The organism is Streptomyces albospinus (assembly GCF_014648695.1).
GTDB classification, from domain to species: domain Bacteria; phylum Actinomycetota; class Actinomycetes; order Streptomycetales; family Streptomycetaceae; genus Streptomyces; species Streptomyces albospinus.
Genome location: NZ_BMRP01000088.1, coordinates 1 through 12,465 on the forward strand (window position 1 = coordinate 1; position 12,465 = coordinate 12,465).

Annotated in this window: 13 protein-coding genes and 2 pseudogenes; 8 read left to right on the plus strand and 7 right to left on the minus strand. The window is 66.3% G+C overall.

Going from position 1 to position 12,465, the window contains the following annotated elements:
• The 7 genes and pseudogenes from IEZ17_RS40360 to IEZ17_RS40385 form a co-directional block, all read right to left on the minus strand.
• Window positions 1-278, minus strand: a pseudogene (locus IEZ17_RS40360) (hypothetical protein); the annotation flags it as partial.
• 55 nt (window positions 279-333) lie between these two features.
• A pseudogene (locus tag IEZ17_RS43605) lies at window positions 334-453 on the minus strand (SAM-dependent methyltransferase); the annotation flags it as partial.
• 41 nt (window positions 454-494) lie between these two features.
• Window positions 495-1,649, minus strand: coding sequence for an SMI1/KNR4 family protein (locus IEZ17_RS40365; protein WP_189308614.1), 1,155 nt, complete (start codon window positions 1,647-1,649; stop codon window positions 495-497).
• Window positions 1,646-2,974 carry a putative T7SS-secreted protein gene (locus IEZ17_RS43610; protein WP_229853097.1) on the minus strand — a complete coding sequence of 443 codons (1,329 nt, stop codon included), beginning with the start codon at window positions 2,972-2,974 and terminating at the stop codon, window positions 1,646-1,648. Before IEZ17_RS43610 ends, IEZ17_RS40365 begins: the two co-directional genes overlap by 4 nt.
• On the minus strand, window positions 2,967-3,290 hold the full coding sequence (locus IEZ17_RS40375; RefSeq protein WP_194505915.1) for a hypothetical protein: 324 nt from the start codon (window positions 3,288-3,290) through the stop codon (window positions 2,967-2,969). Before IEZ17_RS40375 ends, IEZ17_RS43610 begins: the two co-directional genes overlap by 8 nt.
• A gap of 271 nt (window positions 3,291-3,561) precedes the next feature.
• Window positions 3,562-3,987, minus strand: coding sequence for a GNAT family N-acetyltransferase (locus tag IEZ17_RS40380; protein WP_189308616.1), 426 nt, complete (start codon window positions 3,985-3,987; stop codon window positions 3,562-3,564).
• A gap of 18 nt (window positions 3,988-4,005) precedes the next feature.
• Window positions 4,006-4,611, minus strand: coding sequence for a DUF1266 domain-containing protein (locus IEZ17_RS40385; protein ID WP_229853100.1), 606 nt, complete (start codon window positions 4,609-4,611; stop codon window positions 4,006-4,008).
• A 209-nt stretch (window positions 4,612-4,820) separates the two neighbouring features.
• Here IEZ17_RS40385 and IEZ17_RS40390 point away from each other — a divergent pair, with 209 nt between their 5' ends.
• From IEZ17_RS40390 to IEZ17_RS40425, 8 genes are all read left to right on the plus strand, one after another.
• A complete protein-coding gene (locus IEZ17_RS40390; RefSeq protein ID WP_268249897.1) occupies window positions 4,821-6,215 on the plus strand; it encodes a helix-turn-helix domain-containing protein in 1,395 nt (464 codons plus the stop codon).
• A gap of 155 nt (window positions 6,216-6,370) precedes the next feature.
• Entirely contained in the window at window positions 6,371-6,706 is a 336-nt protein-coding gene (locus IEZ17_RS40395; protein WP_189308619.1) for a DUF6415 family natural product biosynthesis protein, read from the plus strand.
• 25 nt (window positions 6,707-6,731) lie between these two features.
• The gene (locus IEZ17_RS40400; protein ID WP_189308620.1) at window positions 6,732-6,905 is read left to right on the plus strand and encodes a hypothetical protein; all 174 of its coding nucleotides are present in this window, start codon (window positions 6,732-6,734) and stop codon (window positions 6,903-6,905) included.
• 179 nt (window positions 6,906-7,084) lie between these two features.
• The gene (locus IEZ17_RS40405) at window positions 7,085-8,257 is read left to right on the plus strand and encodes a cupin domain-containing protein (RefSeq protein ID WP_189308621.1); all 1,173 of its coding nucleotides are present in this window, start codon (window positions 7,085-7,087) and stop codon (window positions 8,255-8,257) included.
• A 3-nt stretch (window positions 8,258-8,260) separates the two neighbouring features.
• Window positions 8,261-9,121 (plus strand): hypothetical protein, encoded by an 861-nt coding sequence (locus tag IEZ17_RS40410; protein WP_189308622.1) that lies wholly within the window; start codon window positions 8,261-8,263, stop codon window positions 9,119-9,121.
• Window positions 9,122-9,270: 149 nt separating this feature from the next.
• The gene (locus IEZ17_RS40415) at window positions 9,271-9,534 is read left to right on the plus strand and encodes a transposase family protein (protein ID WP_189308623.1); all 264 of its coding nucleotides are present in this window, start codon (window positions 9,271-9,273) and stop codon (window positions 9,532-9,534) included.
• A 45-nt stretch (window positions 9,535-9,579) separates the two neighbouring features.
• Window positions 9,580-10,044 carry a transposase gene (locus tag IEZ17_RS40420; protein ID WP_189308624.1) on the plus strand — a complete coding sequence of 155 codons (465 nt, stop codon included), beginning with the start codon at window positions 9,580-9,582 and terminating at the stop codon, window positions 10,042-10,044.
• Between the two features lie 457 nt (window positions 10,045-10,501).
• Complete coding sequence (locus tag IEZ17_RS40425) at window positions 10,502-12,310, plus strand: reverse transcriptase/maturase family protein (protein ID WP_189308625.1); 1,809 nt, start codon at window positions 10,502-10,504, stop codon at window positions 12,308-12,310.
• The last annotated feature ends 155 nt before the right edge of the window (window positions 12,311-12,465 follow it).

Sequence of the window (12,465 nt, forward strand, 5' to 3'; positions counted from 1 at the left end):
TGCGACACGATGTCGGCCTCGCCCTGCTCCTCCCACACCACCCGCTCATCAACCGGCGGCCGACCGTCCCAGACCTCACACTCCAAGACGGTCGTATGCGTGTGGCCAGCGCTCTCGACATCGATCCTGCCGACGCGCTCCGTGAGAAACGCCCCCTCGACGGGCTCCCGGCCATCCGGGTACGGCTCCGGCACACACTCCTCATCACACTCTTGCAGCGCAAAATGAGAGAACTCAATCATCAAAGGAAAATCTTGCCGCGAGACCAACTCAGCCATAACACCTCCTACTTGAGCCACACCAAACCACGATCCTCGTGCGCACCGGGCGGTCTAGGCTGCGGAGCCGGACTTCGGGAGCGACGAGGCCGACCGCGCCGAAGACGGAGTAGATCGCGTCGAACCGCTCATCGGATGCCTGCAGGTAGTGCAGGGCGTGGCTGGGCACGAAAGTCGGATTGCGAGGTAGGCAGCGTTGCTGCCGGCGGCGGGTATTCAGCCGCCGGGAAGGGGCTCGGGGTAGCGCTTGAGGACCTGGGCGGGGTGGTCTTCGTCGGTGGGCCAGAGCACTACGTGGTAGCGGTCCTCGCCGTCCAGCCCGTCCTCGGAGATGGTGTGCAGGCCGTGGGAGTAGATGCGCACGGCGTAGGTGCCGGGGGTGAGGGGGATGCGCGGCAGTTCGTCGTCGATGTCCTGCATGGAGATCAGCAGGCGTCCGGAGGGGAGCGTGAGGCTGGCCTGGGTGACGTGGTCGGCCTGCTGAAGCTCCACGTCGTCGTCGGCCGGGGGCGTGCGGCGCACGTCTACGATGACGGGGACGCTGAAGGGGCGGGCGGCTCCAATGCTGACGACGCCGGGGGAGGTGTTGATCCAATCCGCAACCAGTGCGTCGAACCAGGCTCGTTCGGGTTCGTCCAGGCTTGCATCGTCGTCCATGATCAGCAGGGTTGAGTAGTCAGCGCGGACCTTGAGTTCGTGGTGGGAGAGCAGGTCGGGGTCGCTCGGGGGTGGGGTGGAAGTCATCTGGAAGTGGGCTCCGTCGGGTAGCGAGTACAGGGTTTGGGCGAGGGGGCCGCGGATGCGCATGCACTGTGCGGCCTCTTTGACGGCGATGTTGTCGTCCTCGTAGGTACCGCCGAGGGTGAAGAAGCGTAGTGGGATCAGGCGTTGGTCGTGTGTCAGGGCGCCATGGTGGTCCTGCCAGCTCGTGGCGAAGGCGTGGGCGCCGTGCACGTCGGGGTCGGCCAGGAGCCACTGTGCCCAGTGTTCCAGGCTGTCGCCGAGGATGGTGCGTTCGGCGGTTTCCGGGTCGAAGCGCACCACGTGTCCCTCGTCGTCGAGGGCGAACTGGGTGCCGAAGAGGTCTTGGGCAAAGCACAGCAAGCCGTCAGCCAGGCCCTCGTAGGTGTGCTTCCAGGTCTGCGGGGCGTTCCAGGTCTGCAAGTCCGGGCCCAGGCCTTCGGCATCAGCTCGAAAGATCTGCAGGCCGGCGTTGAAGGCGGTGAGGCCGTTGTGGCGCGTCAAAAGCGCAGCCAGCTCACCGTAGGCGCCGTCGGAGCGGTCCAGCTCCACGGTGACGGGTGGCCCCAGGGGGTAGCGGGCTCGTGCGGTGAGCGCGGCGAGGTACTGGGGATCGAAGGGTGTGTTCATGCAGTTATCACCGTCACGTGCTCGCCGTTATCGAGGCCCCTGAGCTGATTACCCATCGATCTGCCAGCACCGCGGTTGTCGCTCCGATCTATGTACTTCACTGAGGCGCCGAGGCCGCCTTCCGCGAACATCGCTGGCGGGTACTCGTCCCGGTCCAGCTTTTCAGCGCCTCGCTTCGGTATCCCGCGCAGGGACTCTTTGCGGTTGTCGTCAGCGCCGTCGCGGTCGATCGTCAAATCCGCGGGCTGCTGTTGCTCGCGCCGCTCGTCTCCGCGCCAGGAGATTCCGGATTGGGCTTCGTCGACGTGTTGGGCGGTCTCGGGGTACTTCACCTTGTCGATGATGACGTAGTGCCCGTGGCCGCCAACGTCTCTACCGCCGCCGCCACCGCCAGCGCTGCCGCCGTCCTCGACGCTGGTCGCCTCCCGATCCGCTGTGTCTTCGACGTCTTCGCCTGCCTCGTGCGTGCGATGTTCGACGTCCTGGCCGGCGCCTTCGGTGGAGGTCTCCACGTCATCGCCTGCGGTTTCCAGATCGCGTGAGCCGTCGCGGAACCCCAGGCCCGACAGGACGGATGCGCCGGCGTGCAGAGCTCCCCCGGCGATCTTTCCGGTGGCTTTGATCTCCGCTCCGAGCAATGTGCCGGCGCCCTGCAGCGCCATGTGCTCGGCGTGTCCCGCTCCGTGCAGCGCGCTGGCCGCGCCGTGGCGGAGTCCGTCCGCGAGAGAATCCAGGCCTGTTTCAACTGCGTTGGTGGCTTTGTCCCACAGTGTTGGTTTAGGTGGTGCCGCTTCCTGGGCCTTGGCCACCGCCCCGGCGCTGCGATTGCCCTCTGCCTGCACCTGGCTGCGGGCCTGGTGCAACAGGCATCGGGCCTGCTGTCGTGTTGCCTCGCCCGGGTCGGAGAACGGGGCGAGGGCGGAGGCCGCGCTGACGCCATTCTGCTGTTGGGCTTGCTGGGAGGCTCGCTCGTAGACCGCCTGCGCTTGTTGCGTCTGCCTGTCACCCTGCTCCCACAACGAAATGGCTTCGCGTGCCTGCTCCTGCGCCCACGTCAGGGTGTTGCTGTAGGAGGTCAGGGCCTGCGCGGCGTCGTGGAAGGCGTCACCGCAAGTGATCCAGCGCTTCGGTTCCCCGTCGTAAAAGTTGTGGAAGGCGTCCGCCGCTCTTCCCTTCCAGCCGCCGTGGTCCAGGTTTCGCAGCCCGGAGCCGACCCGGGACAACGTCTGCCCGAATTGCGTCAGGAGGTGAGCCGTGGCCTGCACAGCCTTCGCGTCACCTGACACCAGGTCCTTCGGGTCCTGGCTCTCCCCCAGCTCAGCCATGCGCGCCACCACGGGGGTGCGGGGCGATACGTGCCAGGTTTGCGGCAACCTGGTGGTCGACCTCCAGATAGGCGCCTGCGGTGTCGATCAAATTGCGCGAGAGCCCCCGACCGTCCTTCGTCAGGTTCTTCACGCCCACCTGCCACCGTTCGCAGAAGCTGGCCAGCGCCGCACCCAGACCGTCATGCCCCACGACATCCGCGTCACAGTCGATGTCCCCGACACTGTGGCTCTCCAGCAGCGCCATCAGGTCCGCCGCACCCAACCCCGCGTTCTTGAGCGCCTCTATATCCACGGAGAACGACTCCGCCCCCACCCGCTTTCACTCCCTCAACTCGACTGCGTACACCAAGACGCAGCATCACCACTGCCCAGTTGCAGCGCCCAAGGTAACCCGAGCCCATCACTCGACCAGTGACGACAAGCCAGCTTTGTGACACCAATCGCATTTCGACTCACCGGATCAGATCCGACAGTGCACGCGGCCTGTCTTCAGAACGAGACGCCGGCTGGCGTCCCTGCGCACAGGTTCAGTCGACTCTGGCGAGTACACCGGCCCCGGCGCCGACGGGTCTCGAGGCGCGGGATCAGTTCTTTCTCCAGCGGAGGAAGAACTGATCCCCCGGCCCTGCCCCCAAACCGATCGGCCGACCGGTCAGGGCATAGCCGACATCGGTGCTCTCTCCCGGCTCCAGCACGGTGAACCCTTGGCGCTCATAGAAGGGCCGGAGGGCCCGTTCGCTCTCGAACTCCCCATACAGCAGCATGAAGTCGAGCTGCCAGTACAGCTGGGTGCAACGCTTGAGCAGGGCCGCGCCGAGCCCTTGGCCTTGCGCCTTCTGAGCCATCACGAGGGCTTTGATTTTGACGTACTTGAGCATCGCCAGCAGCGCATACTGCGGGCAGCCGGCTTCCTGGACCGTCTGCACCGCCGTGCCGGGCGGGAGCGCGAGCAGTGCTCCTACCAACTCGCCGTTCCTGGCGACAACGCATCTTTCAGCGAACGGCAACAAGAGGCAGACACATTGCCTTCAGGAGTTCCGGCGCTGTACCTGGTCGGGCTGGTAGATGGACTCCCAAGGGACCTGCTGCCAGGGACTGGTGGGGTTCGCCGGATCCAGGAGGCGCCGTGCGGCTTGCACCGTGTCTTCCTGGGAGCCGGTCCATTCGGCGCCGGCGTTTTGCATCCACAATGCGCGCCCGGCGATGAAGTCGTCTGCGAAGGCGCTCCAAGAGCGGTAGCTCTGCGCCGCGGGCGCTACCGCATTCCCCAGAAGCGCCCAGGCAGTCGGCTCGTCGACATAGCCGGCTCCGAAGCCGAGCCTGACCACCGTGACGTAGCGGGCGAAGTCCCAAGCCACCGGAGGGTGCCCGATGACCGGCGCCATCTGCATGCGATGTCCCTGGTTGGCCAGCCGGTGCAAGGTCGCGTGCAAAGTCTCCGGTGAGGTGACGCCCCAGCTCTGTTCCAGGCTCACCCTGCAGTTCGTGGAGTTGATCCTCTTGAGGGGGTAGAGCATCAGGTGGCTGTGACCCCACATCCGCTCTGCCAGAATCGCGTCCATCGAGACCATCCACCGCTGGTGCATCGTCAGCGGGGTGGGGTAGCGCCGCTTCGCCGAAGGCCCGAACGCCATCTTCAGCAAGGATGTAGCCAATATCCAACCACTCATGATCAGCGATCATCACAGTCCCTGGATCAGCAGGTCAAACACCGCATGGCCGAGTCCCATCCCCGGAGCCGGGTGCAGATCGCCTCGCCGCTCATGAAGCGGCCGGATCGGGTAAGGCCGGAGCGGACCAGCGGTGTTAGCCCGCCGCTACCGGCAAACAGTGTGTCGGCGTGATGCCCCCTACAACCGCGGTTCTCGCGGCAGTACCGTGGCTTGCTCACTCGGTGGGATACGGACCTCGGGGGCTCCCAGTGGCGGGGAACGCACTGACGCTCGGGAAATTGATCGCCAAGGCCCGCAGGCGCAAGGGGTGGCCACAGCGGGACTTGGCCGCGGTGATCGACAAGTCGGAGAGCTGGGTTTCCCAGGTCGAGCGGGACGTGATCCCGGTCAACAGCCTGGAAAAGCTGCGTCAGTTATCCGATGTTCTGGACGTTCCACTGCCCGAACTCCTTGGTGCCGCGCCGCCTCCCGGGCACGCTCCGGTATCAGCTCGTCGAGCATCTGCCTCCGCTAGTGTTGGCCGCAACCTTGGTCCGGAGGAGGGTGACGACCCCGTGCGACGCCGTGAACTTCTGGCCGCTGCGGCGGTGGTCTTCACTTCCCCCCTGGCCAGCGCCACACCAGCCGAGGCCAGCACGCTCGCGCCCCTCGAAGAGCTCCTCCTGTACGGCACCGCCGCTGTGTCCGAGGACAGCGACGTGTCACCGGCCGGCGTCGCCGCCGCGGTGAAGGAATCCCGTGCACACTTCCGAGCCGCCCGCTACGACATCCTGGCCCGCACCCTGCCCGGCCAGATCGCCCGCGCTCAGGCCCTCCAGACTGCGGAGACGGCGGCCACGGCGGTCGCCGACCTCTACAACATCGCCGCTCGCCTGTGCATCAAACTCGGCGAGGACGGACTCGTGGCGATCACCGCGGACCGCGCGCTGAACTCCGCGAGGACCGGCGGAGACGCGCTGACAATCGCTGAAGCCCACCGGATGGTCTCCAGCACGTGGCGGCGCCAGGGACACCTCACACGAGCCACCGACATCGCCGTGCAAGCCGCGCAGGACGTGCGAGCCGACCGCGGCACCGCAGAGCCTGCGCGGCTGGCTGCGAGCACTTCGCTGCTGGCGACCGCCGCCTACACGGCGGCCAAGATGGGCGACCGGCAGACTGCGCACGCGCTGATCGGGGAAGCGGCCGAGACCGCCAAAGCCGGCCGAGCGGCCGCCGATGTCCGCACAGATGCCGGGGTCCAGCAGGTACAACTGCACCAACTGTCGGTCCACTACCTGCTCGGAGACGCAGGACAGGCGGTCGACCTGGCCAAGACCATCGACCCCACCGCCCTGCCGACCGCGGAACGGCAGGGGCGGTTCTTCATCGACGTGGCCCGCTGCTTCGACCAATGGGGCAAGCCCGAACAGTGCTACCGCGCCCTACTGGCCGCCGAACGGGCCGCACCACAGGAAATCCGCCGCGGTGCGGTCAAGGGCATGGCCAGCAGCCTGCTCCACCATGACCGGGCTCTTCCGGGCGTCCGCGCCTTTGCCGGCCGCGCCGGAGTCCCCCTCAATTGAACTGACCCGCAAACGGTTTGCGAGGTCGCAAGCCCCTTGCGGATCTGCCTGCCTCCCGAGCAGTTGACTCCTCTCAGCCGCCAGGGGCCGCGCGGCCGGCCTCTCCTCGCCCCAGGCGGCGGTGATGACCACCCCTGTCTTCGAGGAGTCGCACCATGGCTACCACCCACACCGTCACGCCCCCACCCGCTGTGGGTGTCGGCAGTGACCAACTCCAGGCTGACATCGCCGCCGCTCTGCGCTCTCGGACCACGCTCCCGGCGTATGACGAAGTCCTCCGGCTGATCGACGCCCTCAAGGGGCACCTCGCCCCGCTGGTCGACCAGGCCAAAGAGCACGTCAACGAGCATCACGCAGGAGACGGCGCCTGGCGACAGGCGATCGTCGGTGCTGAGTACCAGCTCCGGTCCGGTCCCGGCACGGGCTGGTCTCAGCCACTCATCGCCTTCAGGCCCTCGGCCGGTGCCTGCTGCATTTTCAGCGGCACATGAAGCGCGACCTGCCGGGCGGCGGCGAGTGAAGGGCCGCCACCGCGGCGGAGACCCGCGGCTGGACGAGTGGCTGGAGCGGCTGTGGCTGCTGGGCACCACCGCCGGCCTGACCCTCCTGGCAGCGCTTACCGCCCAGCACGACGGCAAGCACACCCTGGCCGCCCCGGTCTCCGCCCCCGACACCGACCCGGCGCCGTAGGCGCCCGACAGCTTCCCGCCGAAACCTCGGCGGGAGAACCCGAAGAGAGAAGGGAGTACGAGATGGACAACCTGATCGTCTCGAAGCGCACGGTGAAGGCCGCCCGCACCCAGGACCGCCTGAGCGACGGCGGCGGCACCGGCAAGGGCGACGGCAACGACTGATCGGAGCCGTAGAAGATGACCGCCATCACCGCGGCGGTCCGAAGCCTCGGCGGGGACTTCCCCGCCGAGGCGTTCGGCCGCACCTACCGCCTCTGGCCCCAAGTAAGCGACTTCTCCGACCTGTTCACCTGGGACGACCTCAACGAGATCATCGCCCGCCACCGCCTCGAACCCCCGCGGCTACGGCTGTTCAACAATGGCACCCAGGTCCCCCAGCACGCCTACACCCACCCTGTGGTCTCCAAGCGCCACACCGTCTGGCACCGCATCGAACCCGGCAACCTCCACCGCCAGCTCAACGACGGCGTCTCACTCGTCCTGGACGCCGTCGACGCCCTTCACCCCAGTGTGGAGCACTTTGCGCAGGCGCTCGAACGACATTTCCGTACCGACGTGCAGGTCAACCTCTATGCCTCGTGGACCTCGAAAGAAGGCTTCGGTGTCCACTTCGACGATCACGATGTGGTGGTTGCCCAGGTCGAGGGTGCCAAGCGGTGGAAGATCTATGAACCCACCCGCATCGACCCGCTCCGCATCGACGTCGAAGCGCCCGAACCACCGGGCGGCGCACCGGTCGCGGAGATCGTGCTCCGTGTGGGCGACATGCTCTACCTGCCCCGAGGCTGGTGGCATGCCGTCGCCGCCACCGAAGGCCGCTCCCTGCACCTGACGTGCGGCCTGAAACCTGCCACCGGCGCCGACCTGCTCTCGTGGCTGGCGGATCAGTTGCGGGCCTCGGCAACCGTCCGCGCGAACCTGCCCTACTTCGCCTCCCCCGACGAACAGTCGACGTATGTGCAAGCGCTGCGGAAGGAGTTCACCCAGGCCCTGCACAGCGGTGTGATCGAGGAGTTCGCCAGCGCGCGGGGAACCATGGACCCGGGCCGGCCGATGCCGTCCCTGCCGTACGTGGACGGCATCCCCGCCGACGAAAGCCTCCACGTCCGCCTCACCGCGTCGGGCGCATGGTACGAGGTGCACGGCGAAGGCCAGGTCGTGCTGAGCGCAGGCGGCCAGGAGTGGACGTTCACCGCCCCGGTCCTCGACGTGATCAAGCCTCTCACTGAGGGAGGCACCCCGACCTTGGGTGAGCTGTCGGTAAGCTCCTCGCTCCCCCTCGACCAAGTCGCCGCTGTCGCTACCGAGTTGGTCGCGGCCGGCGTCGCCGCCGTCAGCCACAGAAGGTAGCCGATGTTCACTGCCCCTGAGCCAGCTGTCAGGGACCGCATGCTCTCCGCCCGCGACCAGGCGTGCGCCCTGCTGGACGTTGCCGACTCCGCTGGCGGGGAGGCCTGGGGATATGCCGGTCGGACGCTGTCCGGGGCCGTCACAGCCCCGGACATCGCGGCATGGTTGCGCCTGGTCAGCGAACCCGAAGGCAAAGCAGGCGGGAAGCTGTGGGAGGGCCCCAAGGAGGCGGAGCAGTCCGTGCCTCCCACCGTGCCGCGACCACAGCTGCTCGGCTTGGCGGACTGGTCAACCGACGGCTGGGACTACCGGGCAGAGCTCTACCAGCACGTCGACACGCCGCCAGTTTCCCACAACCCGGTCCTCCGCCAAGGCGTGGACCTACCGGATACCTGGTGGCACGACCTCCACCAAGCCCTCGACCATCTCGCGCTGGTTGACACCAGCCGCGAGGCGGTGCGCGAGCAGTACATCCGCCGCCGCGTCCCGGAATTCACCGGCATCACTCCCGGCGAGATCACCTGGACCACCGCACACGGCGACCTCCATTGGGCCAACCTCACCGGACCACAGCTAACCCTCCTCGACTGGGAAGGCTGGGGCACCGCCCCCACCGGCTACGACGCCGCGAACCTGTACCTGCACTCCCTCCCTGTGCCAGAACTGGCGGAGAGGATCCTCAAGGAGTTCACCCATGTCTTGGGCACCCCCGCCGGGCTCGTCGGGGAATTGACCGCCTGCACCGAAATCCTCCAGGCAGCCCCCCGAGTGCCGTTCTACGCCGAGCTGGCCAGCAGCGTGCGACAACACCTTGATCGGCTCACAGCCCCGAGCGCTACCCACGCACGCTCGGCGCGCCGCTGAAGGCACTTGCAATTGGAGGAGGACCACCACGTCGGCCAGTGCAACGTCGACTGACGGCGGTCAGTAGATACGGCACTGATCCAGTTCTTGTGGCTGTGTGACGTTGCGTTACAGGCCGATGATCCGTTGGCCATTCGTGTGAATGCAGCGTGCTCTGGACCGCCTTCTCCCACCTGAAGTCGGTCGCGGTGGAGGAGATCACGGTGGAGGAGATCACGGTGGCCGTCGCCGCGCGGGTGGTGAGTCGAGAGGCACCCTGTCCAGGGTGCGGTTGCACGTCCAGCCGTATCCACGGGCGATACCACCGACCCCTGGCCGACCTGGCGGTGGCGGGACGGAAGGTCGTCATAGAGATTCTGGGCCGGCGTTTCCTCTGCGGGACGCCGGAGGGCGGTCGCCGGACGTTCGTCTAGCAGGTAGAAGGGCTGACCGAGCGGTTCGCGCGCCGCACACCGGTCTTGCGCCGGACGCTGGAGAGGCTCGCGCTGGCACTGGCCGGGCGCCCCGCGGCCCGGCTGGCTGCGCACCTGTCGATCCCAACCAGCGCGAACTCCCTGCTCAGGCTGCTGGGCAAGCTCCCGGACAAGAAGCTCGGCACGGCCCCGCGGGTCCTGGGCGTGGACGACTTCGCGTTCAAGAAGGGCCATGTCTACGGGACAATCCTGATGGACGTGGAGACCGGCGAGCGCGTGGACGCGTTGCCCGACCGCACCGCGGACACGCTCATAGCCTGGCTGCGCGACCACCCCGGCGTGGAGATCGTGTGCCGGGACCGGGCCAGCGCCTACGCCGAGGCCACCCGCACCGTCTGTCCCGACGCCACGCAGGTCGCGGACAGGTTTCAGTGCGCCATGAGGCGCCTTGTTGTATCCCCGACCCAGTCGGGAGGAATTTGGAGGGAGATTCTTGGACCTGATGGCTAACCCAATCCGGAAACGGTGAAGGGGAAAAGAGCATGCCAGGAAATCGACGGCCGGGCTCAGGTAGCAGAGACGGGGCGTCGAGGGGTCCGCGTGACACGGTGAAAGCTGGATTGCCTGAACCCTAATCTCCAGAAGATCGAAGGTCAGATCCGTCGGAAAGCTGCCTGCCACCGGCGCCGCATCCTGCGACGGCTTTATGGAATGGCCGATGCAACCTCCGGAGTGCGGAGCGATGCCCAATGAGGGCATTCAAGGAGATGAGTGGGGCGCCTACATCACGCTAGAACATACAACAAGGACGAACATGGGATCGCCTACAGGAAGAGATCTTCCTATGGCGACGGAGGCCCCGCAGTAGTCGCCGGAGTCACGACCGGCCAAGGAGGACGAGAAAGCCGTCTGCAACGGGCGAAGGGGGCCAGGTGATCGGACACCACAGAGTCGGGAGGTATGCGAAATGCAGAGCGCCGAAACGGTGCTGGGTGTCCTCCGTGAACGCGGCAGGCGTGGCCTGCCGTGCAACGAACTGTATCGACAGCTCTTCAATCCACAGTTGTATCTGCTGGCCTACGGGCGTCTTTACTCCAACAAGGGAGCGATGACGCCCGGAGTCTCCGGGGAGACCGTGGACGGCATGTCGCTGGGCAAGATCGAGCACGTCATCGACGCGCTGCGCCACGAACGCTATCGGTGGAGCCCAGCCCGCAGGGTCTACATCCCCAAGGGGCGGGGCAGCATGAAGCTGCGCCCGCTCGGCCTGCCGCCCTGGAGCGACAAGCTCGTCGGCGAGGTGATCCGCCTGCTGCTTGAGGCGTATTACGAGCCGACGTTCTCTGATTCCTCCCACGGTTTCCGTCCCCGCCGGGGATGCCACACCGCGCTGCGCGATGTGGCCAACACCTGGACGGGGACAGTCTGGTTTGTCGAGGGCGATATCTCTCAGTGCTTGGACCGGCTTGACCACGAGGTCATGCTGCGAATCCTGGGCGAGAAAATCCACGACAACCGATTCCTGTGGCTGATGCGGAACATGCTCAAGGCCGGATACATGGAGGACTGGGTCTGGAACGCAACGCACAGCGGAAGCCCGCAGGGCGGAGTTGTTTCACCGATCCTGTCCAACATCTACCTGCACAAGATGGATGAGTATGTCGAGAACGTTCTGATCCCTGAGTACACGCGAGGGCGAGTCAGAAAGCAGAGTCGCGAGTTCCATAAGGTCTGGTACGCGATTCAGTGCGCCCGCAAGCGAGATGACCGCGCTGCGGTGCGGGAACTTCGCAAGCAACTCCACAGCATGCCGAGCGGGGATCCTCGCGACCCCGGATATCGGAGGCTGAGGTATGTGCGCTACGCCGACGACACGCTACTCGGGTTTGCCGGACCGAAGGCAGAAGCAGAGGAAATCAAAGAGCGATTGGCGCAATTCCTGCGTGAGGAACTCAAGTTGGATATGTCGCCGGAGAAAACGCTGATCACGCACGCCCGTACCCAGGCGGCGAGGTTCCTCGGCTACGACATCACCGTGCTGCACAATGACCGGAAGGTCTCCGGCAGACGCCGTTCTGTCAATGGGACCATCCGCCTGCGTGTCCCCCGTTCGGTGGTAGTTGCCAAACAGGCCCAGTACATGAAGCGCGGCAAACCCGCGCGTCGGCCCGAACTGCTGAACCAGGACGACCACATCATCGTCAGCACCTACGGGTCGGAGTACCGCGGCACCGTCCAGTACTACCTGATGGCCGGCGACGTCTTCCGACTTGCCCGGCTGCAATGGGTCATGGAGACCTCGATGCTGATGACACTCGCCAACAAGCACCGCTCATCGGTGTCGAAGATGGCCCTCAAGTACGCGGCCACCATCGAGACCCCGCACGGGCTGCGCAAGTGCTTCGAGGCTCGCGTTGAACGCACCGACAGGAAGCCACTGGTCGGACGGTTCGGCGGGATCCCGCTGAGACAGAACAAGAAGACGGTCATTACTGACCGTCAGCTGGCTCCGGTCAATACCAAACGCAAGGAACTGATCACCCGGCTCCTTGCCGGGCGGTGCGAGTCATGCGGACGCGTCGATGAGGTGGAAGTCCACCATGTCGCCAAGCTCGCTGACCTCGGACGATCGGGAAACCGGCCACCGTGGGCAGATCTTATGGCCGCGCGGAAGCGCAAGACCCTTGTGGTCTGCGGTAGTTGTCACGCGGACATCCACGGCAGGAGTCCTGTCCCAGCACACACGGAGCAGTCACTGGAGAGCCGGGTGCGGTGACAAGCCGCATGCCCGGTTCGGGCTGGGGGCCGCTGGAAAGGACCTGCTCGGCAGGCACCTCGCCGACGGCCCACCAGTACTCTGTGGAAGAACCTGTGCGAGGTAGTCGAGAAGTGCGTTGGCGAACATCGCAAGTGTCTCGCCGAGCCCACCGA